Origin of the sequence: Saccharicrinis aurantiacus (genome assembly GCF_947489045.1) — a bacterium.
GTDB classification, from domain to species: domain Bacteria; phylum Bacteroidota; class Bacteroidia; order Bacteroidales; family Marinilabiliaceae; genus Saccharicrinis; species Saccharicrinis aurantiacus.
Window position 1 is genome coordinate 191,530 of the sequence record NZ_CANLCN010000004.1, and the last position, 25,804, is coordinate 217,333.

A 25,804-nucleotide genomic window follows, 5' to 3' on the forward strand; every position below is an offset into this window, starting at 1 on the left:
AGTTATAAGTGCTTCACTCTATCAACAATATCTGAAGCAACTTCTCTCTTGCTCTTTAACGGATAATCTTCAATTTTATTATCCTTTGTAACAATTGTAATCTTATTTGTATCAACACCAAATCCTGCTCCCTCATTCTCTAAAGAATTCAAAACAATGAAGTCTAAATTCTTTTTAACCAGCTTTTTGTTAGCATGTTCAAGTGCATTATCTGTCTCTAATGCAAATCCTACTAAAAACTGTTTCTCTTCTTTAATATTTCCTAATTCCTTGGCTATATCGCGAGTTGGAGACAAAGTAACATTTAATTCTCCACCATCACTCTTCATCTTTTTGTCAGTGTAGTTAACAGGAGTATAATCAGCAACTGCAGCAGATAATATTGCACCATCACAGCTAGAATAGGCTTTAATACACGCCTCGTACATCTCCTCAGCTGTAGTTACATTTATAATATTAATTCGAGGTTGTTCTGTTTCTATATTCACAGGACCTGAAACTAAAGTAACTTCAGCACCGCGCGCCGATAATTCTTCAGCAATGGCATAGCCCATTTTTCCGCTTGAGAAGTTTCCAATAAAGCGAACAGGATCTATTCTTTCGTAGGTAGGACCAGCGTTAACTAGAATCTTTTTCCCAACCAATTCGCCCTTCCCCACTTTTAATTCGTTGGCAAAGTAAGCTTTTACTTTCTCAACTATTTGCTCAGGCTCTTCCATACGCCCTTTACCATGTAATCCACTAGCAAGAGCACCAACACCTGGTTCAATAATGTGAGCACCGTATTCAATAAGCGTATCAATATTCTTTAAATTGGCTGGGTGCTGAAACATATCCAAGTCCATTGCCGGAGCTATCATCACTGGACACTTAGCCGATAGATAGGTTGTCAATAATAGATTATCACAAATTCCGTTTGCCATCTTCCCCATCGTATTTGCAGATGCCGGAGCAATTAAAAATAAGTCGGCCCACAAGCCTAGGTCAACATGACTGTGCCATGTACCATCTTTATTTTCGAAGAATGCACCTAAAACTGGCTTACCAGATAGAGCTGACATAGTAACTGGTGTTATAAACTCTCTTGCAGCTGGCGTCATAATTACTTGCACATCTGCACCTTCTTTAACTAAATACCTTAATAAGTAGGCTGCTTTATAAGCGGCAATACTCCCGGTTAAACCTAAAATTATCTTTTTATCCTTCAGAATCATTATACTATCCTATCAAATATGTCTTATTCAGAAATACTTTCTGCACTAGCCCAAAAATAAAAAAAGATAAAGGAAATAGTATCATTTCCTTTATCTTTAATTCAATTTAATATGTTTTACCAACACATTATAAATATTTTTAATCAGCTAAGATCTACTCTTCTTTCTTAACATCATTTACTCTGTGGTAAATATTGCCATCAATATATTCTTGAGTAGAAATTGAAGACGACTTTGGCAAACGCTCGTAGAAACGAGAGATTTCAATTTGCTCACGATTTTCAAAAACTTCCTCTAAGTTATCAGTATATGAAGCGAACTCTTGAAGTTTTTTATTCAACTCCTCTTTCATCTCAACACTAATCTGATTAGCTCTTTTAGCAATTACTAAAACAGATTCATAAATATTGTTTGTTCCGCTAGCTAAATCTTGAGTATCCCAAGTAATTGTGCTGTCTGGAGCATTTGATTTTTTATAATCCATACCTATATTAATATTATCTAATTTTGCTCTTCGTATTTTATTTGCTTTGAGGCATCGTCGAACATCTTAACGGCCTTCTTCATATAATCACTTTCTGGAAATTCGTTTACGAATGAATAGTATTCATCAACCGCATCACGCATTCTTTCCTCTTTCTTTTTATCAACACTTTTAACCGCTTGTATATATTTAGCTTCTAATATTAAGAAAGATAACTCCTCTCTGTATTTCGTATCAGGAAATTCTTTTAAACTATTTTGAGCAGCAATTACTGAAGATAAATAATTATTCCCCATATAATTCCCTAAGTCAAAATATAACTTAGCACTCAAATATGACTTATAAACTAACTTATCTCTTAACTCATCCATTAATTTATTTGCCTCAGGAACACGCGTGCTATTAGGGTAAATATTTACAAATAATTGAAATTCATTAATCGCGTTTCTCGTATCAGTTTGATCCAAACGTGGTTTTGGAGAAAGCATATAATAACAATATCCGCTCATGTATTGACACTCCTCTGCATATTCACTCGTAGGAAAAGTTTTAACAAATTGTCTGAAATAATGACCTGCCAACATATAATCTTTCAGACCAATTAAACAATTTGCATAAGTATAATTCAATATTTCAGCCTTATCGGTTCCTCTAAACACTCCTTGAAGTTCCGACATAAGAGTAGCCGCTCGCATAAAATCTTCAGATTCGTAGTATTCCATTGATTTGGTATACTTCAATTCGTAATCAGTACTTTTTAGTAGTTTTTGATACTGACTACAACTAAAAAACAATGGCAACACTAATAAAACTATAAACTTCTTCATGTATATTATAAAGTTTCAATATGCTAAAGATGTTGAACAAACACCCTACTTGATCAAATATTCAATTATTACAAGATGCAAAGATAAATATAATTATCAAATCAACAGACAATATAATGACATATATTTATAAACGATAAAAATGACTTACTTGATTACTTCATTTTTAAGAAGAGTATTCAATTATTGGTAAGTTGTACATTTTGCAAAATAGCCGTTTACAGCCATACAAAATAGAGCAACCCTCACTAACACACCCTATTAATCAATACATTATAATATTAAGTACAATATCATTTTATGGTATTCAAAAAATATTACCTTTGCATCCGTTAATTCTTAAAAGATATACAAGTGGATATTTTTGACAAGATAAAGGAAACCATGGGGCCATTAGGAAAATATGGCAAAGATGGATATGGTTATTTTATGTTCCCTAAGTTAGAGGGAGAAATAAGTCCTCGAATGAAGTTTCGCGGCAAGGAAGTGCTAAATTGGAGTTTAAATAACTATTTAGGGTTGGCAAACCACCCTGAAGTAAGAAAAGCAGATGCTGATGCAGCAGCTGAGTATGGATTAGGTTACCCAATGGGTGCTCGCATGATGTCTGGTCACACCAGTAAACATGAAGAGCTTGAGGCTAATCTAGCTGAGTTTGTTGGAAAACAAGATGCTTATTTACTAAACTTCGGTTACCAAGGTATGGTATCTATTATTGATACTATGGCTTCTAGAAAAGACGTTATTGTTTATGATTCTGAGTCTCACGCTTGTATCATGGATGGTGTTTTCTTACATAAAGCCAAAGGTGGTAAAAGCTTTGTATTCCCTCACAATGATATTGAGAGATGTGAAAAAATGCTTACAATGGCAACTAAGCGTGCTGCAGAAAATGGCGGTGGTGTATTAGTTATCACTGAAGGTGTTTTCGGAATGGCTGGTGATTTAGGGGCTCTAGATAAAATTGTTGCACTTAAAGAAAAGTTTAATTTTAGACTTTTAGTTGATGATGCACATGGTTTTGGAACAATGGGAGCAACTGGTTCTGGTACTGCAGAGCATTTTGGTGTAGTTGACAAAGTAGACATTTTATTCAACACTTTTGCCAAATCAATGGCGAGTATTGGTGCTTTTGTTGCTGCAGACGAAGAAGTTATTAGCTACTTACGTTATAACATGCGTTCGCAAGTTTTTGCAAAATCGTTACCGATGCCATTAGTAGTTGGTGCTTTAAAACGCCTTGAATTACTAAAATCGCAACCAGAATTAAAAGATAACCTTTGGACTATTGTAAAAGCTTTACAAAACGGTTTTAAAGAGCAAGGTTTTGATATTGGTAAAACAGAATCTCCTGTTACTCCAGTATTCTTTAACGGATCTGTACCTGAGGCTACGCAATTAACAATGGACTTAAGAGAGAATTACAACCTTTTCTGTTCTATCGTAGTTTACCCAGTTATTCCTAAAGATCAGTTAATGCTTAGAATTATACCTACAGCAGTTCATACATTAGAAGATGTTGAGTATACATTGAAAGCATTTGCTGAAATGAAAGAAAAACTTGAAGCTGGTGCTTACAATACAGGTAGCGATAAAATTGCATCTACAATTTAATTTATAGTAGATATAAAATAAAGCTGAAGAGGCTATCTCAAATGAGATAGCCTCTTTTTTTTGGTATAAATTATCCTATATTTGTAATACCCTCCCCCGATAAAGTAAACTAATTAACATCCACGTTGTGTTATGTAGCTGTATTTGTAACTTTATATTTTAATCTTATGTCATCACTCATCTCTTTTTTCAAAGAAAAAGTAAAGCAATATCCCAATAACGATTTTCTTTGGGAAAAATCAGACCAGATATATCAATCCACATCTTATACCGAAGGTCTGGAATTAGTGAAGAACATAGCATTAGGCTTACAGAAAATAGGACTTAAAAAGGAAGATAAAGTAGCCCTACAATCTGAAGGACGCAATCTGTGGTTATTAAGCGAACTTGCTGTTCTTAGCAATAGGGCAATCACCGTTCCCTTATCAACAAAACTAGAAGCAGACAACGATTTACTATTTAGAATAGACCATTCTGAGAGTAAATACATGTTGGTCTCAGAAAATCAACTTACTAAAATCCGAACGTTAAAAAGTAAATTACCTTTATTAGAATATATCATCGTCTTTAACCCTACCTTGCAACTTGAGGAAGGTGAAATTGATATTAATGACATTATCAATAAGGGCGAAATTGAGTTAAATAAATCACCTTTGGCATATGAGCATCTATCTAATGAAGTTAAACCTGATGATATAGCTACAATAACCTATACCTCTGGAACAACTGCTCAGCCCAAAGGCATAATGCTTTCTCATAGAAATTACACAGCAAATGTAGAACAAGCCTTTAGCTATATCGACATACCAGAACACTTCCGAACATTAGTTGTACTTCCTTGGGATCATGCTTTTGCACACACTGCATCTTTGTATTCGTTTATGATGAAAGGAGCCAGTATTGCCTCTGTACAAATAGGAAAGACACCGATCGAAACACTCAAAAATTTTAGTAATAATATAAAAGAAATACAACCACACATATTAATGAGTGTTCCAGCGCTTGCTAAAAACTTTAAAAGCAATATTGAAAAAGGTATTGCCGCCAAAGGGAACACTATTAATAGTTTATTTAAATTTGCACTGAAACTATCTTACTGGCACAATGGGAATGGAGAGGATAAAGGAAAAGGTCTATCAATAATTGCAAAACCCTTTTTAGCAATATTTAACCAGATATTATTTAAGAAAATAAAAACAGGATTTGGCGGAAACTTACAATTCTTTATTGGTGGCGGTGCTTTGCTTGATTATGATTTGCAGCAATTCTTTTATGCAATCGGAATACCGATGTATCAAGGATATGGCTTAAGCGAGGCTTCTCCTATTATATCTGCTAATACCCCAAATTTTCACAGACTAGGATCATCTGGTAAAATACTTCATAATCTTGAGGTAAAAATATGTGATGAAAATGGTAATAAATTGCCTAATTTATCTTTAGGAGAAATCGTCGTTAAGGGTGAAAACGTAATGCAAGGGTATTGGAAAAATCAACAAGCTACAAATGAAACAATAAAAGACAATTGGTTATACACTGGTGATCTTGGTTACCTAGATGATACAGATTTTTTATATGTAAGAGGACGATATAAAAGTCTATTAATTAGTGCTGATGGCGAAAAATATAGCCCCGAAGGAATTGAAGAAACCATAATTGACAATTGCAGTTTCATACATCAGATAATGCTCTATAATAATCAGAATGCGTTCACAACCGCAATAATAGTACCTAATGTAGACCTAGTTAAAGCAAAGAATTTAAGTCCTCAAGAAGCCATCCAAAATATAAACAATGAATTATCCTACTTTAAAAAGGGAGGAAAATTCGAGGGCATGTTTCCGCAGCGTTGGCTTCCTTCAAATTTTGCCATTGCACATCAAATTTTTAGCGAAGAGAATAAATTAATCAATAGCACTATGAAATTAGTTCGCGACAAAGTTGTAGAGTTATTCGATAGTGAACTTAAAACTTGCTACACTACTATTGGACGAGACATAAACAACAAGCTTAACGTGGAAAACTTAATGAAGTTATTAAATACATAGCAGTATAATACCCATTTAACACAAGAAACAACACCTTTAACAAAAAGATGTAAAAAAAACACATTATTCAGATCTCAATAATATAATAATTATATTTTTGTCGGTAATTATTTTTGATAAATCAGTTAAAACACCAATGTGGTTAAAAAATAAAAATAGAATAATGTTAATAGAATTACAGGCTTAACATAAAAACCAATTAGCTTTACGTTTTTTTCATAACCTTTTACGAATTCTTTCGTAATAACCATATCTATTAAACTTATTAGTTAAATGCAGCAACACTTAGGAAAAACTATTATAACGTGTCTTATTATACTACTAAGCACTTCTTTAAATGCACAGTATGATAAGAAACATCAGTTTCTTGAAGGATTTAAGATTCAGCCAAAAGTAGGGTTCAATATGTTCTATGGTGATCTTGTATCTACAGAGAGAACCAGATATACTTATGGAATAAATGCAGAAAAAGAATTAAATACGTATTTAAATGCACGTTTTGATCTTTCGATGGGGTCTATGAAAGGATCTCAACTAATGAGTTCTGGTGACGTTTATGCCTATTTTGTTAATGAATTTGCACAATACAATATTGGAGCAACATTCAGACCATTGGATTTGGCATACGGTTTATTCAAACAACGTAGATTTAACCCATATATAATTGGTCAAGTTGGTCTTATTCAATGGAAAGCACGTGAGTTTTTCGGTAATGCTGCCCATAGCAATAATTACTTAGCATGGAGAGGCATTGGATATGACCCCATTGATACTAATGGAGACGGATATGATGATAACTTTGAAAGAAATGGCTCTTGGGGTTTTGCCCCTACTATAACAGGAGGTTTTGGCTGTGCTGTTTTTGTAAGCCCTAGAATTAGTATTAATGCAGAATGGAATGGAACATATGCTTTTACAGACGAGCTAGACGCCCATGATAGCTGGACGGATAATCAAGGAAACGTACACTATACTGCAGGAAATGACTTTTTCTATATAGGAACACTAGGTGTAACCTACTTATTTGATGACAGCCAATGGCGAAACTCACCTAAATATAATAGGAAAGCCTACTTAAGAACAAAAAGCTTGTACAAATCAAGTTCTAAAAAATACAAACGCCCATCAAAACGTAAATCAAAACGATATAAGAGATAACAACATAAATAAAAAGAGCTCCAATTAGGAGCTCTTTTTATTTATACAGTAGACCAATTCAGAAAGTTATGTAACTTTGCTTTCTAGAAAAATAGTCTCTTATGGATTTTAAAATAATATCAGATTTCAAGCCCACTGGCGATCAACCTGAAGCAATAAAACAGCTAGTTGAGGGAATCGAAAAAGATGCTAAACACCAAACACTCCTAGGTGTAACTGGATCTGGTAAAACTTTTACAACTGCGAACGTAATTGAGAAGGTAGAAAAACCGACCCTTATTTTATGCCATAATAAAACATTAGCAGCTCAGCTATATGGAGAATTCAAACACTTCTTCCCCGATAATGCAGTAGAATATTTTGTTTCCTATTATGATTACTATCAGCCTGAAGCTTACCTCCCGGTAACTGACACCTATATTGAAAAAGATTTATCCATAAACGAAGAAATTGAAAAGCTTAGGTTAAGTGCATCATCTACCCTATTATCTGGAAGAAGAGATGTTATTGTTGTATCATCTGTTTCGTGCCTTTACGGCATAGGTAACCCAGAGGACTTCCATGCTAATGTTATTGAAATAAAAGTAGCTGAAGACATCGGTAGAAACAAACTATTGAGATTATTAGTAGATAGTTTATACTCACGCAATGAAGTAGAATTTAATAGAGGGAACTTTAGAGTAAAGGGAGATACTGTTGAGATTTATCCAGCTTATGCAGATGATGCTTATCGCATAAGCTTTTGGGGCGATGAGATAGAAGACATCTCAATATTTGATCCTCTTAATGGAACTACCATCTCTCAACGAGAAAATATTAGTATATATCCTGCTAACCTATTTGTTACAACAAAAGAAAGAACCCAATTAGCCATTCGTGCTATACAGGATGAATTAATGGAGCACATTACTCATATGAAGGACATTGGTAAACAGTCTGAAGCCAAGAGACTTGATGAACGTGTTAACTATGATTTAGAAATGATTCGAGAATTAGGCTATTGTCCTGGAATTGAAAATTACTCACGCTTTTTTGATGGACGAGAACCTGGGACTCGCCCCTTCTGTTTAATGGATTATTTCCCTGATGACTTCCTTCTTGTAGTAGATGAAAGCCATGTAACTATACCACAAATTAGAGCCATGTATGGTGGCGATAAGTCCCGCAAAGAAACCTTAGTTGAACATGGTTTCAGACTTCCTGCTGCAATGGATAACCGACCTCTAAAATTTGAAGAGTTTGAAGAAATTGTTAATTCTGCTATTTATGTAAGTGCCACACCTGCCGATTACGAAATAGAAAAAAGTGAAGGTGTAATTGTTGAACAGGTAATTAGACCAACAGGGCTCCTGGATCCTGTAATTGATGTACGACCAAGCATTAATCAAATTGATAACTTATTAGAAGAAATCAGAAAACGTATTGAATTAAACGAACGCATATTAGTTACCACCTTAACAAAAAGAATGGCTGAAGAACTATCTTCTTACCTCGATAAACTAGATATTAAATGTGCCTATATACATTCTGATGTGGATACTTTAGATAGGGTTGAAATTATGGAAAACCTCAGAAAAGGAATATTTGATGTTCTTGTTGGGGTTAACCTACTTAGAGAGGGGTTAGATTTACCTGAGGTCTCTTTAGTGGCTATACTTGATGCTGATAAAGAAGGATTCTTAAGATCTGAACGCAGTTTAACCCAGACCATTGGACGAGCGGCTCGTAACGTTAATGGTTTAGCCATTATGTACGCTGATGTAGTTACTAAATCGATGCAAAAGACCATTGATGCAACCAACCATCGCCGTGAAAAACAATTGAAATATAACGAGAAACACGGCATTACTCCTACTCAAATAAGAAAAAAAGAAACTAATGTATTGGGTAAAGGAACCAATGCTAAGGCATATGTTGAACCTGAAGGTATAGATATAGCTGCAGATCCTGTTGTTGAATACATGTCGAAAGAAGCATTAGAAAAAGCCATTAAGAAATCTAAGACCTCAATGCAAAAGGCTTCAAAAGAACTTGATTTTATAAGTGCAGCACAATTTAGAGACGAAATGCTTAAGCTACAGGAGTTATTAAAAACCAAATAAAAAAAAGGGCATAAAGCCCTTTTCTTAAGATATATAAATAGTATTTTTTATTTATTTAATTCTCCGTAAACCAAAGCGCTTGCTCCAACAATAGCAGCATCACCACTATCTAAACTCGATTTAAGCACTTTTACTTTTCCTTTAAATATCGGAAGTAAATGCTTTTCAAGGTTTTCTATAATTGGATTAAAAATTAAATCTCCTGCTGCTGTTGGACCTCCAAATAAGAATACAGCTTCAGGACTTGTATGGTGAACTGTATCTGCAATAGCTTGTCCTAAATAAGCACCTGTTTGTTCAAAAACTTCAGAGGCAACTTTATCTCCAGCTTTAGCTGCATCATAAATCATCTTTGAATTTAACTCTTTAAAACTTTTATCAGCCAATAAACTATCTGTTGCATTATAATGTGCTAGTAATTCGAAAGCAGTTCGTTTCATACCTGGAGCTGAAGTATAGGCCTCTAAATGCCCCTTTGCTCCACATCCGCAAACTCGTCCATTAGGAATTAATGTAGCATGACCACACTCACCTGCAAAACCATCTGCACCATAAACCAACTCACCGTTTACAACTAATCCACTTCCAACACCTGTACCTAAGGTATACATCACAAAGTTTTTCATTCCCTTTGCACCGCCGTATACCATTTCACCAATAGTAGCTGCATTAGCATCATTAGTCAATACGATATTTTCTAATTCAGGAAACTCCTCTTTTAGTAGATCTACAAATGGAATTATACCTTTAAAAACAAGGTTTGGTGCGTGCTCTATGGTTCCTCGGTAGTAATTTGCATTGGGTGCTCCAACTCCAATACCTAAAATCTCAATCTGATCATTAACCCCTTTAACATGGTTAATTTGTATGTGAATCGCCTTAGCAAGCTTGGCAACATATTCTTTTGCGCTTCCTTTATCCGGAGTAGGGATTGAATCCTTAGCTAAAACTTTTCCGCTTTCATCAACTATACCGATGGCAGTATTTGTTCCGCCAATATCAACTCCAACTGATACTTTTTTCATGTTTTTACTTTTAAAATAGTTTTTTGGTATTGGCCTATATACTTAAATTATATAGAACCATTTTCAAATGTAAAAAAAATATGGTGATATTGTAAGAATTCCTTAATCAGATTTAAACATAAAAAAAAGGTAACCCAATGTGCATTCACATTGAATTACCTTTTAGGGGTAAAAAGCAACTTTTCTTTTTATAGAACTATTGTTCTAACTATTTTGTCCAGAGACCTTCCATCTCTTCTAATGTTTTACCTTTGGTTTCAGGCACCCATTTCCAAACAAATACGGCAGCTAAAACTCCCATTACTCCATAAATCCAGAATGCGAAACCATTATTGAACTTATCAGTTAACCAGGTACTATCATTCATCATTGGGAATGTCCATGAAACTAACCAGTTAGACACCCACTGACACGCTACTGCAAGCGCTAAAGCTTTACTTCTAATTTTATTAGGGAAAATTTCTGCCAATAAAACCCAACAGACAGGACCCCAACTTACAGCAAATGAAGCTGTATATGCCAACATGCAAATTAGTGCAGGCATACCTACATTCTGCGAATAAAATAAGGTTCCTAAAATACCCATTGAAAGTGCCATACCTACAGCACCAATAATCATCAAAGGCTTACGCCCGAATCTATCAACAGTAAGTATAGCAACTACTGTAAAAGTAAGATTGATAATACCTACAATGATGGTTTGCATTAATGCTGCATCGGTGCCAGATCCCATTTTCTTGAAAATCTCAGGTGCGTAATACAGTACCACATTAATACCTACAAATTGTTGGAATGCAGATAATAATATTCCGATTACAATGATGCCAACTCCGTATGATAATATATTTCCTGAGTGACTTTCAACCGTATTTTTAATATCTGCTAAAATAGCTTTTGCCTTTTCTGCTCCATTAATTTTGCCTAATACCTTAAGTGCGCTTTCATCTTGTCCACGCAGTGCCATAAAGCGAGGCGTTTCTGGAACAAAAAATAAACAAACTAAAAATAAGGTTGCAGGAATCATCTCTGAGGCAAACATATACCTCCATCCAATTTCATTTAACCAATTATCATCACCAGAGCTTGCAATACCATAGTTAACAAAGTAAACCACAAGCATACCGAAAATAATAGCAAACTGGTTGAATGAAACTAAAGTTCCTCGTTTGTCAGCCGGAGCAATTTCAGAAATATACATTGGAGAGATCATTGAGGCTAAACCCACTCCTACTCCACCAATAATTCTGTAAACTATAAAATGCCATACAAAGGTATGGTCAGCTTCGCCAAATGAACGTATTCCAATTTCGGGAAATGCAGATCCTAAGGCTGAAATAAAAAATAAAATCGCTGCTACAATTAGTGTATTTTTTCGACCGTATTTAGAACTTAATAATCCTCCTAAAATACCCCCAATAATACATCCAATTAAAGCACTAGAAATAATAAATCCCTTAAGGGAGTTTGCTGCCGTTTCTTCCAAACCAAGGGGCTCAACAAAGAAATCTCCCAATGAAGATGTTGTTCCTGAAATAACAGCTGTATCGTACCCAAAAAGTAACCCTCCTAGTGTTGCCACGATGGTTATCAAGATGATGTACATTGAATTTTTTCCTTTTTCCATATGTAGATTGAAATAAAAAGTGATTTGGTGTAGATAAAAAATAAGCCGAAACGGTGATCAAATCGTTTCGGCTTCATTTAGTATAAAATCTACATATACCAATTTAACATTTGCTCGTAAAGTTCTTGCTTGCCGCTTAACATTTTCGGTTCACCAACTTCTTTACCTATTTTGTATAAATCTTCTAAAGTTAATTTACCATCAGCAAAAGCTGCTCCGTTACCAGCATCGAATGAAGAGTAACGTGCTGTTCTCATTTTTAAGTAATCAGACTCAGAAAGTATTTTATCCGCAATTACTAACGCTCTTGCAAATACATCCATACCACCAATGTGTGCGATAAATGCATCTTCTTGATCTGTAGAGTTACGACGAACTTTAGCATCAAAGTTGATACCTCCATCAACTAAACCACCACCTTGTAATACCTCAAGCATTGCAGCTGTAGACTCAGTAATGTTTGTTGGGAATTCATCTGTATCCCATCCGTTTTGGTAATCTCCTTTATTAGCATCAATTGACCCTAACATGTTGTTATCAGCAGCTACTCTTAGTTCGTGCTCCATTGTGTGCTGGGCTAAAGTAGCGTGGTTTACTTCAATATTTAGTTTAAAGTCTTTATCTAAACCATAGTTTCTTAAGAAACCGATAACCGTATGAGCATCTTGATCGTACTGATGTTTAGTTGGCTCCATTGGCTTTGGCTCAATAAAGAAAGTACCTTTAAAACCTTGCTTACGAGCATAATCGCGTGCCATACCTAACATTTGCCCAAGGTTGTCTAACTCTTGTTTCATGTTTGTATTATGAAGACTCATGTAACCTTCACGTCCTCCCCAGAATACATATCCAGTACCACCTAACTCGATAGTTGCATCGATAGCATTCTTAATTTGAACACCAGCATTAGCTACAACATTAAAATCAGGATTAGTTGCTGCACCGTTCATATAACGAGGATCAGAAAATACATTGGCAGTACCCCAAAGTAATTTAACACCTGAAGCTGCTTGTTTTTCTTTAGCTACATCAACAATTTGAGATAATCTTTTTTCAATCTCTAAAACAGATCCGCCACCAACAAGGTCAGTATCGTGGAAACAATAATGAGGTACACCCATTTTTGTGATAAACTCAAAAGCTGCATCCATTTTTTGCTTTGCAGCATCCATTGGATTTGAAGCTTTATCCCATTCGAAGACTTGAGTTCCTGGTCCAAAAGGATCGCCACCATCACCACAGAATGTATGCCAATAAGCAATCGCAAAACGTAGGTGCTCTTTCATTGTTTTACCAGCAACTATGCGATTCTCATCATACCACTTAAATGCTAAAGGATTCTTTGATTCTGGTCCTTCGAATTTAATTTTATCAATTCCTTTGAAATACTCTTTGTTTCCAATTAATACGTCCATGACTTTATTGATTTTAGATAGTATATTATTTTGTTATAATTTATTTAATGCTTGTTTCCACTTTTCGTAAGCGTCTTTGGTAGATTCCACTACTGATTCATCGGGCTTAATTTCTTCTAATTTCTTTAATCCACTAAAGGCTTCCTCAAAAGATTTATATATTCCAATTCCAACACCCGCGCCTCTTGCAGCACCAGCAGCACCATCGGTATTATAAAGCTCAATAGTAGCGCCTGAAACATTTGCTAGGGTTGACTGAAAAATAGGACTTAAGAACATGTTAGCCTTACCTGCACGAATTAAATCGGTTTTAATACCCATTTCATTCATAATATCCATTCCGTACTTGAACGAAAATGCAATACCCTCTTGAGCCGCTCTGTACATATGAGCCGGAGTATGAATATTAAAATTAAGATGATTTACTTGTGCACCGTAATCTACATTTTTAAGAATACGCTCAGCACCATTACCAAAGGGAAGAATAGTAAGACCTTCAGCACCAACAGGAACTTTAGCTGCCAAATCATTCATCTCGGGATAACTAATTTCACCTTTACCGACATTTTTATTCATCCAAGAATTTAAAATGCCCGTTCCATTAATGCAAAGTAAAACACCTAAACTATTTGATGGCATTTGATGATTAACATGCGCAAATGCGTTTACTCGCGAATCATCATCGTATACATTTTGATCTGTTACCCCATACACAACACCTGAGGTACCGCCAGTTGCAGCAACTTCACCAGGATTTAGTACATTAAGTGAGAAAGCATTGTTTGGCTGATCACCAGCTCTATAACTAACTTTTACACCTTTTGGTAAACCAAACTCTTCAGCCATATTATCCAACAGTGTTCCTTGGTCTGAGAAGGATGTCATTGTTTTAGGAATAAATGATTCATCAAAACCATAATAGTCCATCAACTTATCTGAAATGGCATTTTTAGGAAATTCCCAAAACACTCCTTCTGATAAACCGGAAGCTGTAGTAACCGCATCACCAGTTAAGCGAAGTGCTATATAATCTCCAGGTAACATAATTTTATCAATCTGAGCGTATAACCCAGGTTCATTATCTTTAACCCACTTTAATTTAGAAGCCGTAAAATTACCTGGTGAATTTAACAGATTTTGCAAACACCAACTTGGTCCTAAATCTTTAAAAGCTTTATTTCCAATTTCAGCAGCTCTACTATCGCACCAAATAATTGATGGTCGGATAACAGCTTTATTTTTATCAACTAAAACCAAACCGTGCATTTGATACGAGATACCAATTGCTTTAATGGTTTCTTTTTTAACATCAGGATGCGAAACAGCCTTTTTGCATGCTTCTTTTAAGTTGTTAAACCACAACTCAGGCTCTTGCTCTGCCCAGCCAGGTTTCACAGCCTTAATTTCCATTTCCTGCTCAGGGTATTGAGCTGATGAAACCGTGTTTCCACTTGCTACATCTAACACCGATACCTTGACCGATGAACTTCCAATATCAAATCCTAATAGTTGCATATTTTATCAATCTGTTCTGTACTGTTCTGCTTGCAAATTTATAGTAAATTTTCATATCTCCAAATTTTTTAACATTCAATTTTTTCAATTAGATTTTTGATTGCGATTTAACGCAGAATTGATGGTGGTTTAATACCAAGTACACCTTGCTTTAATAAATTAAATAGAACAATAAACCACTATTATGAAAACTATTAGAATACTTTTTACAGCCTTACTTACTATTTATATATCAATATCTTGTAGTAAACAAGAAGGCATTATAGACGAACCCATTATAAGAACTGGAGTAGTACTATTTGGAACAAAGCCGTATTATGAGAATGACACGCTGTATTTCGCAGTTAAAGTTCTATTAAAGTCGGAGGAAGATGTAATTAACGTTGGGTACGAATTAAAAGAAGACGACCAAGTAATTGAAAATAGCAATACGCAAGTAGTAAGACAAGGTAATACTCCTGATGATGTTTTAGAAAGTATGGTAATAAAAACTCACCTACCAAAAGCAAAATATGAAGGCAGTAAAATTACCGTTATTTTAGACCCAATTAACTTTATAAAGATGGAAGATAATTTAGCTATTCAAAAAGAAGAATCTTGGAAAACTTATATAATAGAAATAAAAAAGGCCGATTAACTCGGCCTTAACTATTAATATTTCTTCTTTTTCTTTTTCAGTTTTTGCTGCTTTTCATTTTCGTCATGTTCAATCATTAACGATTTCCAATCGGCATGAGCTTCGGCTGAAAAATCAATGGTATGATCATATTCTTCGTTATCAATGGCAATACGCTTAATATCTTTACCCAAGAAGCTTTCTATCTCTGCTAAAATCTCCTTTTCCTGCTCACTGCAAAAACTTACAGCTCTACCTTTAGCTTTACCCCTACCGGTTCTACCTACTCGGTGTACGTAGTTTTCTGATAAATCAGGTAAATCATAATTCACAACATACTCAACACCAGGAATATCAATTCCCCTAGCACTAACGTCAGTTGCAATTAACACTTTAACTTCACCTTTACTAAATAAATCAAGCACCTTTTTACGTTGGCTTTGCTCCTTATCGCCATGTATTGAATCTGCTACAATACCTACTCTTTCCATGGCTTTTACAACACGCTCTGCCCTTACCTTTGTTCGCACAAATACAAGTACTTTGCTTTCTTCGTTTTCCTTAATTAAACGCTCTAAGAAAAACCTTTTATCATCCATATTAATATGGATAACTGAATGGTCAATATTCTTTGCAACGGGATCTTTAGGTGATATTTGAATACGTATCGCATTTTTCACTAAAGAATAGGCTATCTTTTTTATTACCTCGTTTATAGTTGCCGAATAGAAAAGTGTTTGTCTTTTGTTAGGAAGTTTAGTAACCAAACCTCTAATATCGTTGATAAAGCCCATATCAAGCATTCTATCTGCCTCATCTAATATTAGAGTCTCAACACGATCGAGATTAATAAAACCTCTACTGGCCAAATCGAACATACGACCTGGTGTGGCTATTAAAACATCAATTCCTTTCTCTAACTTTGCGATCTGAGGTTCCTCTTCCACTCCGCCAAACACAGCGTAAGACTTCACATTTGTATGCTTACCTAACTCTTCAAATACTTTATTAATTTGAACTGCAAGCTCACGGGTGGGCACCATTATTAAACACTTAATACCCTCAGCACGACCTTTGATTTTGCGAACTTGTATATTATGAATTACAGGAATGGCAAATGCAGCGGTTTTCCCGGTTCCAGTTTGTGCAATAGCCAAAACATCTTCACCCTTCAATACTGGAGGAATCGATTTATATTGGATATCTGTGGGTCTTTTAAAACCCATTTTAGATAAACTAATTTTTATTTCTTCTGCTATATGATAATCTTCAAACTTCATAATTACTCTTGTATTAAGCTACAAAGATAGGGTAAGTTTTAGGTATACAAAACCTTTTAAATTTAATGCATATGAATAGCCTAAAAAAGCAATAGGATGAAAGTGATATACGTTGAAATCTGATGGGAATGAACTAGTGGGTTCTCCTTCAATAGGAGTGCCTATATTCCCATTTTTATATTGTGCCAGAAACAAACCTGAGATTGATAAATGAGTTTTAATGTTTTAATTTATCGATGTAATTATTATAATTCTCTATTGGCTTATTTGCCTCACTGCACGAACTTCCTAATGTGATTAGATCCACCTCTCTTTCGCGTTTGCACGATTTGATTAAACCAGGGCCAAACCATTGAAACAAAGCGAACAGTATTAAAAAGGCATAAATTCCTATGCTCAGAGAATTAAGCCCTTCACTTTTGTTCTCATCTTCTTTCTCCTTTGGTATACTTTTATTAATGTTATTGTTGCTTATAATCAATGCACCCTCTTCTGTATTTTGTACACTAGCTTCCTCTTCCTCCTTTGAGGTAAAATATTCTTTAACGTCATCTATTTTCTTCTGCAATGCCTCATCATCCATTTCTTTAATGGAATAATCAGGCTCAAACTCAGGAATAAATTCGGTCATTTTATAACCAGGATCCATTAAAATAAAGAAGCCATTGAAGCTTGAAGACAAGTGTTTGAATGTAAAACGAATTTTATTACCTCCAGTATTTCTATAGTGTTGAGTACTATCAACAATTTCGCACCAATCTTCCTCGTCTTGCCATAATGCGTTTAATTGTAGAGAATCGGGTATGATACCACGATTTTTTAGAGTTATTTCAACTTCATATTTATTGCTTAGTTCTAACGTCTCAGCTTGCTGTATGCAAATTTTCTTTTCTTGCATATTATTTCCAGCTAAAAGATAGGGTGTGGGCTTAGCTGCAGTATTTTGTACCTGTAGCAACATAATGCTATTGCCTACAGTGCTAGGTTCCTTATTAGCACTCTGGAAAAGATCATAATACATATAATCTATCTCATCAAAATCGTAGATATCGGGGTTGTCATAACACCATTCTTTCATAAAATTAAATTTAGTATCTGCCATAGCAGAAGTTTAGTTAAGCCTATTTATATAATTCATAAATAGTATTTGTATTCAATAATTATAATAAGTAGTTACCATTCATACTCTTGCTCGCGCCCAATGGTTTCAATATTCAACTTTCTTCCTTGGTACAAAGTTATGGTTAATTCACTGTATACTCCTCTTTTATGGCTAGGATGCAAGGGCTCTGAACCCCCCTGCTCGTAATCGGCTTGGCGGTATGGATCAAAGGCTTTGCCACGGGGCAAAGGTGCATACTGGAAGGCGTGTCAATAGGTTTCTCTGACATATGCGTTGTCTAATTTTTGTTATAAGTATAAAATTTTAGGATATCGTACATACCCATGTTACTTTATCAAGAGGTACGATGGCCTACCATCGGAGTGCCCGATGAATAGCTATCGAGATGTCCGATGAGTAGCTATCGGGGTGCCCGATGGTAGGCTATCGGGTATATTATACTACAGTTAGTATATGGTCAAGTACAATGGTGCGTGCTTGTTTTAAAAACGAACCACCTCCGGTGCTTTGTGTAAGTATCTCAAGTTCATAATCACCGGACTCAAGTGTTGGTAATAAAACCATCAGTTCGCTAGGATTATTGGCAACTATACGCGATAATTTAATGCGTGTTTTATTGTATTATTTGCACTTATAACGAGCTTTGCCTGATAATGTGTAGCCATACTTTATCAATATTGCTGTACAATAAACTACATATTTTTGTACCACCAACACTTTTGATACATTCCTTATACCTTGGTTATTATAATTTATGTTATAAAAGTTATTTAAGTTTGTATCGAAAAACTGCGAGTAACACTTTGACTTCATTGGCTTCAGCTAATTCTTATTACGTAGCTATGGCTATGCAACAGAAAAATGATCTTTACCACTGATAATCAAATTGTCACTCTCACAATTCCCCTACAAACTTAAACAACTTCATAAAATTGTATGTACATATTAGTTAAGTGCTACAAGAATTGTGATTGAAGGAAGTATTATAGGTATAAAAACCAATAGCTTGAGCCATGCAATAGTGACTTTATTTACTAAAATAACATTCAATATTGTTGCTATTAAGCCCAAAATAAGTAGAACTAATAATCCATAACCATAGGCTAGGCCGCCACTAACACCTGAAAAATTGACTCCCCGTGAATATAAAATTGCACTTGTAAATATTATAATATACCCTAGGGTAATTATACTTAGTTTTTTGTTAGCTGTCATTTCGTTTTTGTAATTAGATTTGCTCAATCATAAAATGCTTTCTTTCGTTCTTCTTCTAATATTTTGCGAGCGCCAAGTGCGCCAATTAAACCTATGGGTACAAGTATAAGCGACGATATAAAAAATATGCGTGCACCAATAACTGTATTTCCTATTGCAATGCTTAGTATCCCGAGGATATTGAATAATGCTACAACACCCACAACATAGGCTAAAACCAAATAATCGGGGTTATAAATAAATGATATTCCAACTGCAATATGTATTATTAAGGCAAGGATTAGTTGTTTCATGTTTTTAGTTCTTTTACATCAAGGTTTTTTATATCAATTGTTACACTATGGCTATTTGTATGGCTTAGGCTTTCATTTACTATAGCAGCCCATTCCTTTTTATTTATAATTTTTAAAGTCTAGTACATTATCATTTGTTGTTACCATCTACCTATTCTTTTTCTTTCTGCTTTTTGCTCTGGAGTTGCTTCTGGTGTATCAAAAGTACTTGTAAAAAGGGGGAGCGGGAAACCTTCTGCTTTGCGGCGTTCATAATCTTGTTCACGATAAGCATCAAATGCATCACCGGGTGGTAAAGGACGGTTTCTATCCATATACCAAACCATAAATGCCCATGAATCATCAACTTTAACCATAGAAATAATCCCTCCTTTTCTTTTCTTCTCCTTGCTAACTGAAAATGAAAGGTGCTGATCAACACCTCCTGTGTCACTATGTGTAAGAGCCCTGATACCAACACCTGTTTCAAACGGGATATCAAATTCTTTTTGAAATCGGGGAGCTACAGTAATTATTCCTTTTAAACGATTAAAAACTAACGTTTTTTTCGGTGCAACAAAGCCATAGACTATGGCAATAATACTAGGAAGCCAAGCTGTCACTGTAATAACAATAAAAGTACCTTTATTATAATCATTGAATATTAGCATTAAAACTAGTCCAATAAAAATTAATGACAAGCCAATAGACCAAGATATCCATCCTTTTAAACTTTTATTTTCTCTATAAAACTTATCATTGGCCTCAAGTACATCATTATATTTACTTGTTATAAACGAACGTTCTATTAGTCTTGGTTTTTGATAAATAACCTTCGATAAATATTCCATTATTTTTTCCAGATTTCTTCGCTATATACCTCCCCTTCTGCACCAATCCTAATATTTATTCCCAATACTTCATCAAGAATATCGTTTGCTTTAATTCTGATTTCAAAAATAAATTGAAGCATATCTCCCCAAGTAATTATTGCATCATATTTAGCTTTTTAAGTTTCAATCTAACAACTAAAAAGTATTTAATGCTTACTAGTGCAGTAATTAACGCGAGTGATAAGATTTCTGCAATTTTAAAGCGACCATCTACAATTTCAGCAACAATAATAATAGATACATAACAAAATGCGGAGACCCAATATGATATTTTTAAAACATTTTTTTGATCAATACCAAAAAGTAAAGCAGCATCAAAGAATATCGCTGCAATGGCCAAAGCGAGTGCGGCATCACTATCCCTTGCATCCCATAATGGAACAAACTGCGTCAACATTGCGAGATATACCAATATCATTAGCAGTAAAATAAATTTATTTTTTATTGAAACCTCTGTTCTTTCTTTTGCCAATTCATCACCATTCATGTTAGTATATTTTATAATCATTAATAGTTAAAATATGGATTCAAAAAGATCCATCATTCTTGTAGTATATTTTTCTGTTTCTGGTGGTTCATGACCGCTCCCATTTCCATCGGTCTTCATGTAAATGATATCACCATTCTCAAATTCGTAACGCCAAAAAATATTGGCAAAGGGCTCCTTATTTTGCTTTACATATCTAATCTCTGTCCAGTTTTTATGTATTTCAGGGTCATACATTACGGACTCTGGCTCTCGTGTAAATTCCTCCAATTGATCTTTCCAGTGCCTATCTCTTTCTGCTTGCTGTTCGGGAGTAGCCTCGTGGGTTGGAATATGACTGCGATATAAGGGCTTTGGAAAACCTTCTGCTTTGCGGCGTTCATAATCCGCTTCTCGGTATGGATCAAAAGCACTACCTGGAGGTAAAGGTCGATTCTTATCCATATACCATACATAAAAGGACCATAACTTACGGTAGTTCCTATCTAATCCTTCTAAGAATGTACCTCCTTTTTTATCGGGATGGTTAGCCACCAATTTCATATCTAAATTACCTGTAGCCCCACCGGTTCCATACCAATGTATTTTAATTTTATTAAAAGGACTAGTATACACTTTATTCTGCCGCAAGCCAACAGGGAATGTGATTAAACCATTCTCTCTATCTAAAATTATAACCTCATGCCTATTAATATATATTTCATGTATATAATACAATATAATAAGAAAGGTAAGGGGTATCAATACAAGAGGGACAGGATGAATAAAACCTTCATCTGTTACAAAACCAAGAGTTATCATACAGACAAAAAAAACTATTGCCATTATTAAAGCTATTTTTGCATTATTTTTTATTTTTAAATCATAGACAACCTTATTATTATTAACAGTAGGAAATAAAGTCCCTTTTTCTTCCAAATATTTTTGCTCAAAAAGGCTAAATTCTTCTAATATTTCAAAAGGAAGTTTTGCATCAAAAATACCTTTTATCTGTGCCCTCAGTCTTTTAAACATAATCATTTTAATTTTTCCAACCTTCGCCGGATAATAACTTATTTAATGGCTCTATTGCCATTTTACTTTGGGGTAATGACACTTCAGTAGATCGTCCCCATCGCCTTACCTTCTCAGTTTCTGTATGCAATACGCTAACATAACTCCCCAATAGTCTAGTTTCATCACTATAACTTGTAGGATAGAACTCTCCCTCTCCTATTGATAGCGCACTAACAATCATCAATATACTATTATTGGTATATTGATCGGTATACTCTTTAGGAATTTCAACGTTTATATTAATTTTAGGTGGTGTTTTTTCAGTTCCATTTTCGATACCAAGTACAGGGGAAATATCATCAGTAATTTCTTCCCCCTCGCCCTTAAGGCCATCTTTAAAGAAATAAAATTTGTAAGCTAATTGTTCTTTTGTTTTTAAGAACTGCCTAAAACTGATACCTACCTCCATTTTTTTAATATAACCAGTTGTAATAAAATCAGGTTTTGAATACCATCCTTCTTTCCATGTTTTTTTATTAATTAATTTAGTAGGGGTAATACTTACTCCACTTTGCCCCCAACCATCTCTAACATTAGCCCGAGTTGTAAGGGGAGTGGATTTGCGCCCATTTGACAAACTTCCGCTTGCAACCCTCATTGGGTAGTATTTGGGGGCATTTATTCCTAAACGCCATTTTATTTCGGCTTTATTTTGCCCTGATAGGCACGATAGTAAGTTAAGTGCCATAAGTAAATAAATTAAGCCTTTAGCTATCATACTAAAATAACTCAGCCTCCTTTTGGCTACTAGATTTACCTATTTTTCCGGTACGTTGTATTTCAATTTCTTGGGTACTACTGCTTAAAGTAACTGTTAACTTACGGGTATCGTAATTAGGCTTTAAGTGCATTACATAAGGCTCGTCGGGGCATTCTGTGCTCATTTTATCAAATAAATCGTACATTTCTTTGGCATCGAAATATATTTGTCCATAGTAGACTACTTTATCTTTTACCCATCGAAAAGAAATATATTTTGTTACTGCTTTGTTTTTAAAGAAGTTATGCTCTAACTCATCACCAAGCATTGTATCCATCTCACCATTAAAGAACTCCGTCATTATATGTATTGTTTTATTATGCGGAACACTGTCTAAAGAAATAGTATAGTTATAACGCTGCCTAAAAATAGTTTTAAAGGGTTCTTGTGTGATGCCATGCTGCGCTATATATTCTAGTGAGCCTTTGGCTCTTTCCATAATAACCTGATTGTATTCCTCCCTAGAGTATTTTGTCATATAAGGGTACATTGACTTCCAATTGTACTCCATTTCTTCGCCTTGAAAATGGGCTATTTCAACTATTCTATCGCCTCCTACTTGCATCCATAAGGCTACCCCCCCCTTAGGATAAGCATTTACAATGAAGTAGTTGTATCGAAAGTGAGTTCCTTCTCTCCCTATAAAACCTTGCTTAAATAGGGCTTCCAAGGTATCGGCAGGCAAATTAAACTCGCCTTTATAAAACTTATCTTCGGCATGTGAAAACCAACCAAGAGTTAGTTTATTGGGTACAAAACGCCCGGTAGTCATCTCTTTACCACCCAAGCCCCAGCCTCCATTTTGACAAATGCCTGTAGTTATCCCACAAGTTCTTTCGCCATTAGAAAATGAACCAAAAACCGTTCTAATAGGATAGTGTTTGGGGGCATTAACTCCTGGTTGCCAATCAAGTTTAATTGCTTGTTCTTTTTTTTGAGAAGCATTGCATGCGAATATATTGAGTGCCATAAGTAGGTAAATTAAGCCTTTAGTTATCATACTAAAATAACTCAGCCTCCTTTTGGCTACTAGATTTACCTATTTTTCCGGTACGTTGTATTTCAATTTCTTGGGTACTACTGCTTAAAGTAACTGTTAACTTACGGGTGCTATAGTCAGGTTTTAAGTGCATTACATAAGGCTCGTCGGGGCATTCGGTACTCATTTTATCAAATAAATCGTACATTTCTTTGGCATCGAAATATATTTTACCATAGTAGACTACTTTATCTTTTACCCATCGAAAAGAAATATATTTTGTTACTGCTTTGTTTTTAAAGAAGTTATGCTCTAGTTCATCACCAAGCATTGTATCCATCTCACCATTAAAGAACTCCGTCATTATATGTATTGTTTTATTATGCGGAACACTGTCTAAAGAAATAGTATAGTTATAACGCTGCCTAAAAATAGTTTTAAAGGGCTCTTGCGTAATGCCATGCTGCGCTATATATTCTAGAGAGCCTTTGGCTTGCTTCATTACAAAATCATTAAGCTCTTCTCTGGTATCTGTTGCATATGGGTACATTGATTTCCAATTGTACTCCATTTCTTCGCCTTGAAAATGGGCAACCTCAACTATTCTATTGCCTCCTACTTTCATCCATAAGGCCACCCCCCCCTTAGGATACGCATTGACAATTAGTCGATTATAGCGAGAGTGAGTTCCTCCTCGCTTTATAAAACCTTGCTTAAATAGAGCTTCCATAGTATCGGCAGGAAGGTCAAATTCGCCTTTATAAAACTTATCTTCGGCATACGAAAACCACCCAAGGGTTAATTTATTGGGTACAAAACGCCCGGTAGTCATCTCTTTACCACCCAAGCCCCAACCGCCATTTCGTCTTACGCCTGTAGTTATCCCACAAGTTCTTTCGCCATTAGAAAATGAACCAAAAACCGTTCTAATAGGATAGTGTTTGGGGGCATTAACTCCTGGTTGCCAATCAAGTTTAATTGTTTGTTCTTTATTCTGTGGAGCCTTGCATGCGAATATATTGAGTGCCATAAGTAGGTAAAACACGAATCGTATCATTACAATTACTCGTTTAAATATGGTTGCATTGATGATTTGCCTATACGGCCTGCTTTTTCTATTTGTACTTCTACAGGGTCGCCCGTTTCTTCGTTGTATCCTCGCAAACAAACACCTAGCTTGCCAGTTGAAAAATCAGGCTTTAAATACAATACAAAAGGCTCTTTTCCACACTCACTGCTTATAGTGGTAAAGGCTTTAAATATTTCTTCTTCATTAAAAATTATATCACCAAAATAAACTACCATATCTTCTCGCCATCTAAAGAAGATCTTTTTTGGCACCGCCTTGGTTTTAAAAAAGTTGCTTTCCAACTCTTCATCCTCCATGCTATCCATTTCGCCATTAAATGATTCAAATTGTATAAATTCTGTTTGGCTAAATGGTATACTTTCAATGGCTATGGTATAATTGTAACGTTGCCTATATACCGTTTTAAAAGGCTCTTGACTAAAACCATGCTTTGCAATATATGCTTCTGCCCCTGGGGTATCTGCCATAACCATGGCCTTGTATTCTGCCCTTGTTGTTTGCATTGAAGAAGGGTACATGCTTTTCCAATCGTAATCTATTTCTTCGGCTTGGAAGTGAGCAATTTCGACAGCTCTTCTTCCCGGTGCTTTTGCCCATAGGGCAACTCCCCCTTGGGGATACATATTTACATATAAATAAGCGTATCCTAGCAAAATACGCTTATCTTTTAAATAACCCTGCTTCATCAAAGTACGCAAGGTATCTTCGGGCAATTTAAACGAGCCACCAAAAAACTTATCTTCGGCGTAAGAAAACCACTTTACCGTCAATTTATTGGGTATAAAATAAGAGGTGCTCATTTCTAAACCACCTTGCCCCCAACCATCGTTAACCCTAGCCTGCGTAGTAAGCGGAGCGGATTTACGCCCATTTGACAAACTTCCGCTTGCAATTGTTATAGGGTAGTATTTGGGGGCATTTATTCCTAAACGCCATTTTATTTCGGCTTTGTTTTGCCCTGATAGGCACGACAGTAAGTTTAACGACATAGCTATTATTATTAGGTA

Annotated in this window: 24 protein-coding genes; 5 read left to right on the top strand and 19 right to left on the bottom strand. The window is 35.2% G+C overall.

The features are described from left to right. Positions 1–2 precede the first annotated feature (2 nt). The 3 genes from coaBC to QMO11_RS06805 form a co-directional block, all read right to left on the bottom strand. Positions 3–1,214 carry a bifunctional phosphopantothenoylcysteine decarboxylase/phosphopantothenate--cysteine ligase CoaBC gene (gene coaBC, locus QMO11_RS06795; protein WP_282036602.1) on the bottom strand — a complete coding sequence of 404 codons (1,212 nt, stop codon included), beginning with the start codon at positions 1,212–1,214 and terminating at the stop codon, positions 3–5. Between the two features lie 154 nt (positions 1,215–1,368). Then, positions 1,369–1,698 (bottom strand): DNA-directed RNA polymerase subunit omega, encoded by a 330-nt coding sequence (locus QMO11_RS06800; protein ID WP_282036603.1) that lies wholly within the window; start codon positions 1,696–1,698, stop codon positions 1,369–1,371. A gap of 17 nt (positions 1,699–1,715) precedes the next feature. After that, entirely contained in the window at positions 1,716–2,525 is an 810-nt protein-coding gene (locus QMO11_RS06805) for an outer membrane protein assembly factor BamD (RefSeq protein ID WP_075603057.1), read from the bottom strand. Between the two features lie 354 nt (positions 2,526–2,879). Between QMO11_RS06805 and QMO11_RS06810 the strand changes: the two genes are divergently transcribed. From QMO11_RS06810 to uvrB, 4 genes are all read left to right on the top strand, one after another. After that, complete coding sequence (locus QMO11_RS06810; protein ID WP_075603056.1) at positions 2,880–4,139, top strand: aminotransferase class I/II-fold pyridoxal phosphate-dependent enzyme; 1,260 nt, start codon at positions 2,880–2,882, stop codon at positions 4,137–4,139. Between the two features lie 167 nt (positions 4,140–4,306). Then, the gene (locus QMO11_RS06815) at positions 4,307–6,187 is read left to right on the top strand and encodes an AMP-dependent synthetase/ligase (protein WP_282036604.1); all 1,881 of its coding nucleotides are present in this window, start codon (positions 4,307–4,309) and stop codon (positions 6,185–6,187) included. A gap of 273 nt (positions 6,188–6,460) precedes the next feature. Beyond that, on the top strand, positions 6,461–7,345 hold the full coding sequence (locus QMO11_RS06820) for a hypothetical protein (protein WP_282036605.1): 885 nt from the start codon (positions 6,461–6,463) through the stop codon (positions 7,343–7,345). A 101-nt stretch (positions 7,346–7,446) separates the two neighbouring features. After that, the gene (gene uvrB, locus QMO11_RS06825; protein ID WP_282036606.1) at positions 7,447–9,447 is read left to right on the top strand and encodes an excinuclease ABC subunit UvrB; all 2,001 of its coding nucleotides are present in this window, start codon (positions 7,447–7,449) and stop codon (positions 9,445–9,447) included. 47 nt (positions 9,448–9,494) lie between these two features. On the opposite strand, the gene QMO11_RS06830 is transcribed toward uvrB, so the two are convergent. The 4 genes from QMO11_RS06830 to QMO11_RS06845 form a co-directional block, all read right to left on the bottom strand. Beyond that, complete coding sequence (locus QMO11_RS06830) at positions 9,495–10,472, bottom strand: ROK family protein (RefSeq protein ID WP_282036607.1); 978 nt, start codon at positions 10,470–10,472, stop codon at positions 9,495–9,497. 208 nt (positions 10,473–10,680) lie between these two features. Beyond that, complete coding sequence (gene xylE, locus QMO11_RS06835) at positions 10,681–12,096, bottom strand: D-xylose transporter XylE (protein WP_282036608.1); 1,416 nt, start codon at positions 12,094–12,096, stop codon at positions 10,681–10,683. Positions 12,097–12,185: 89 nt separating this feature from the next. After that, on the bottom strand, positions 12,186–13,511 hold the full coding sequence (xylA, locus tag QMO11_RS06840; RefSeq protein ID WP_075603050.1) for a xylose isomerase: 1,326 nt from the start codon (positions 13,509–13,511) through the stop codon (positions 12,186–12,188). Positions 13,512–13,544: 33 nt separating this feature from the next. Further along, on the bottom strand, positions 13,545–15,026 hold the full coding sequence (locus tag QMO11_RS06845) for a xylulokinase (protein WP_282036609.1): 1,482 nt from the start codon (positions 15,024–15,026) through the stop codon (positions 13,545–13,547). A 184-nt stretch (positions 15,027–15,210) separates the two neighbouring features. Between QMO11_RS06845 and QMO11_RS06850 the strand changes: the two genes are divergently transcribed. Continuing rightward, positions 15,211–15,663 carry a hypothetical protein gene (locus QMO11_RS06850; RefSeq protein ID WP_282036610.1) on the top strand — a complete coding sequence of 151 codons (453 nt, stop codon included), beginning with the start codon at positions 15,211–15,213 and terminating at the stop codon, positions 15,661–15,663. Between the two features lie 14 nt (positions 15,664–15,677). Here QMO11_RS06850 and QMO11_RS06855 read toward each other — a convergent pair whose 3' ends face one another. From QMO11_RS06855 to QMO11_RS06910, 12 genes are all read right to left on the bottom strand, one after another. Then, positions 15,678–16,922: a DEAD/DEAH box helicase gene (locus tag QMO11_RS06855; protein WP_282036611.1), complete on the bottom strand. Its 1,245-nt coding sequence runs from the start codon at positions 16,920–16,922 to the stop codon at positions 15,678–15,680. A 217-nt stretch (positions 16,923–17,139) separates the two neighbouring features. Further along, entirely contained in the window at positions 17,140–18,024 is an 885-nt protein-coding gene (locus QMO11_RS06860) for a hypothetical protein (protein ID WP_282036612.1), read from the bottom strand. 456 nt (positions 18,025–18,480) lie between these two features. Beyond that, positions 18,481–18,651 carry a DUF4469 domain-containing protein gene (locus QMO11_RS06865; protein WP_282036685.1) on the bottom strand — a complete coding sequence of 57 codons (171 nt, stop codon included), beginning with the start codon at positions 18,649–18,651 and terminating at the stop codon, positions 18,481–18,483. 632 nt (positions 18,652–19,283) lie between these two features. Next, positions 19,284–19,553: a hypothetical protein gene (locus QMO11_RS06870; RefSeq protein ID WP_282036613.1), complete on the bottom strand. Its 270-nt coding sequence runs from the start codon at positions 19,551–19,553 to the stop codon at positions 19,284–19,286. Between the two features lie 140 nt (positions 19,554–19,693). Then, a complete protein-coding gene (locus tag QMO11_RS06875) occupies positions 19,694–20,383 on the bottom strand; it encodes a hypothetical protein (protein WP_282036614.1) in 690 nt (229 codons plus the stop codon). After that, entirely contained in the window at positions 20,383–20,505 is a 123-nt protein-coding gene (locus tag QMO11_RS06880) for a hypothetical protein (RefSeq protein WP_282036615.1), read from the bottom strand. Before QMO11_RS06880 ends, QMO11_RS06875 begins: the two co-directional genes overlap by 1 nt. Positions 20,506–20,519: 14 nt before the next feature. Continuing rightward, positions 20,520–20,912, bottom strand: a complete 393-nt coding sequence (locus QMO11_RS06885; protein WP_282036616.1) for a hypothetical protein — start codon at positions 20,910–20,912, stop codon at positions 20,520–20,522. A 27-nt stretch (positions 20,913–20,939) separates the two neighbouring features. Beyond that, the gene (locus QMO11_RS06890; protein WP_282036617.1) at positions 20,940–21,926 is read right to left on the bottom strand and encodes a hypothetical protein; all 987 of its coding nucleotides are present in this window, start codon (positions 21,924–21,926) and stop codon (positions 20,940–20,942) included. Positions 21,927–21,933: 7 nt separating this feature from the next. Next, positions 21,934–22,656, bottom strand: a complete 723-nt coding sequence (locus QMO11_RS06895) for a hypothetical protein (RefSeq protein ID WP_282036618.1) — start codon at positions 22,654–22,656, stop codon at positions 21,934–21,936. A 31-nt stretch (positions 22,657–22,687) separates the two neighbouring features. Beyond that, positions 22,688–23,698: a DUF2931 family protein gene (locus tag QMO11_RS06900; protein ID WP_282036619.1), complete on the bottom strand. Its 1,011-nt coding sequence runs from the start codon at positions 23,696–23,698 to the stop codon at positions 22,688–22,690. 31 nt (positions 23,699–23,729) lie between these two features. Continuing rightward, positions 23,730–24,764: a DUF2931 family protein gene (locus QMO11_RS06905; RefSeq protein ID WP_282036620.1), complete on the bottom strand. Its 1,035-nt coding sequence runs from the start codon at positions 24,762–24,764 to the stop codon at positions 23,730–23,732. 5 nt (positions 24,765–24,769) lie between these two features. Then, on the bottom strand, positions 24,770–25,786 hold the full coding sequence (locus QMO11_RS06910) for a DUF2931 family protein (protein WP_282036621.1): 1,017 nt from the start codon (positions 25,784–25,786) through the stop codon (positions 24,770–24,772). Between the last annotated feature and the right edge of the window lie 18 nt (positions 25,787–25,804).

What these genes read in the sequence shown, in the direction of transcription:
- coaBC (WP_282036602.1), bottom strand. Translation starts at nt 1,214, where the DNA reads ATGATTCTGAAGGATAAAAAGATAATTTTAGGTTTAACCGGGAGTATT.
- QMO11_RS06800 (WP_282036603.1), bottom strand. Translation starts at nt 1,698, where the DNA reads ATGGATTATAAAAAATCAAATGCTCCAGACAGCACAATTACTTGGGAT.
- QMO11_RS06805 (WP_075603057.1), bottom strand. Translation starts at nt 2,525, where the DNA reads ATGAAGAAGTTTATAGTTTTATTAGTGTTGCCATTGTTTTTTAGTTGT.
- QMO11_RS06815 (WP_282036604.1), top strand. Translation starts at nt 4,307, where the DNA reads ATGTCATCACTCATCTCTTTTTTCAAAGAAAAAGTAAAGCAATATCCC.
- QMO11_RS06820 (WP_282036605.1), top strand. Translation starts at nt 6,461, where the DNA reads ATGCAGCAACACTTAGGAAAAACTATTATAACGTGTCTTATTATACTA.
- uvrB (WP_282036606.1), top strand. Translation starts at nt 7,447, where the DNA reads ATGGATTTTAAAATAATATCAGATTTCAAGCCCACTGGCGATCAACCT.
- QMO11_RS06830 (WP_282036607.1), bottom strand. Translation starts at nt 10,472, where the DNA reads ATGAAAAAAGTATCAGTTGGAGTTGATATTGGCGGAACAAATACTGCC.
- xylE (WP_282036608.1), bottom strand. Translation starts at nt 12,096, where the DNA reads ATGGAAAAAGGAAAAAATTCAATGTACATCATCTTGATAACCATCGTG.
- xylA (WP_075603050.1), bottom strand. Translation starts at nt 13,511, where the DNA reads ATGGACGTATTAATTGGAAACAAAGAGTATTTCAAAGGAATTGATAAA.
- QMO11_RS06845 (WP_282036609.1), bottom strand. Translation starts at nt 15,026, where the DNA reads ATGCAACTATTAGGATTTGATATTGGAAGTTCATCGGTCAAGGTATCG.
- QMO11_RS06850 (WP_282036610.1), top strand. Translation starts at nt 15,211, where the DNA reads ATGAAAACTATTAGAATACTTTTTACAGCCTTACTTACTATTTATATA.
- QMO11_RS06855 (WP_282036611.1), bottom strand. Translation starts at nt 16,922, where the DNA reads ATGAAGTTTGAAGATTATCATATAGCAGAAGAAATAAAAATTAGTTTA.
- QMO11_RS06860 (WP_282036612.1), bottom strand. Translation starts at nt 18,024, where the DNA reads ATGGCAGATACTAAATTTAATTTTATGAAAGAATGGTGTTATGACAAC.
- QMO11_RS06870 (WP_282036613.1), bottom strand. Translation starts at nt 19,553, where the DNA reads ATGAAACAACTAATCCTTGCCTTAATAATACATATTGCAGTTGGAATA.
- QMO11_RS06875 (WP_282036614.1), bottom strand. Translation starts at nt 20,383, where the DNA reads ATGGAATATTTATCGAAGGTTATTTATCAAAAACCAAGACTAATAGAA.
- QMO11_RS06880 (WP_282036615.1), bottom strand. Translation starts at nt 20,505, where the DNA reads ATGCTTCAATTTATTTTTGAAATCAGAATTAAAGCAAACGATATTCTT.
- QMO11_RS06885 (WP_282036616.1), bottom strand. Translation starts at nt 20,912, where the DNA reads ATGAATGGTGATGAATTGGCAAAAGAAAGAACAGAGGTTTCAATAAAA.
- QMO11_RS06890 (WP_282036617.1), bottom strand. Translation starts at nt 21,926, where the DNA reads ATGTTTAAAAGACTGAGGGCACAGATAAAAGGTATTTTTGATGCAAAA.
- QMO11_RS06895 (WP_282036618.1), bottom strand. Translation starts at nt 22,656, where the DNA reads ATGGCACTTAACTTACTATCGTGCCTATCAGGGCAAAATAAAGCCGAA.
- QMO11_RS06900 (WP_282036619.1), bottom strand. Translation starts at nt 23,698, where the DNA reads ATGGCACTCAATATATTCGCATGCAATGCTTCTCAAAAAAAAGAACAA.
- QMO11_RS06905 (WP_282036620.1), bottom strand. Translation starts at nt 24,764, where the DNA reads ATGATACGATTCGTGTTTTACCTACTTATGGCACTCAATATATTCGCA.
- QMO11_RS06910 (WP_282036621.1), bottom strand. Translation starts at nt 25,786, where the DNA reads ATGTCGTTAAACTTACTGTCGTGCCTATCAGGGCAAAACAAAGCCGAA.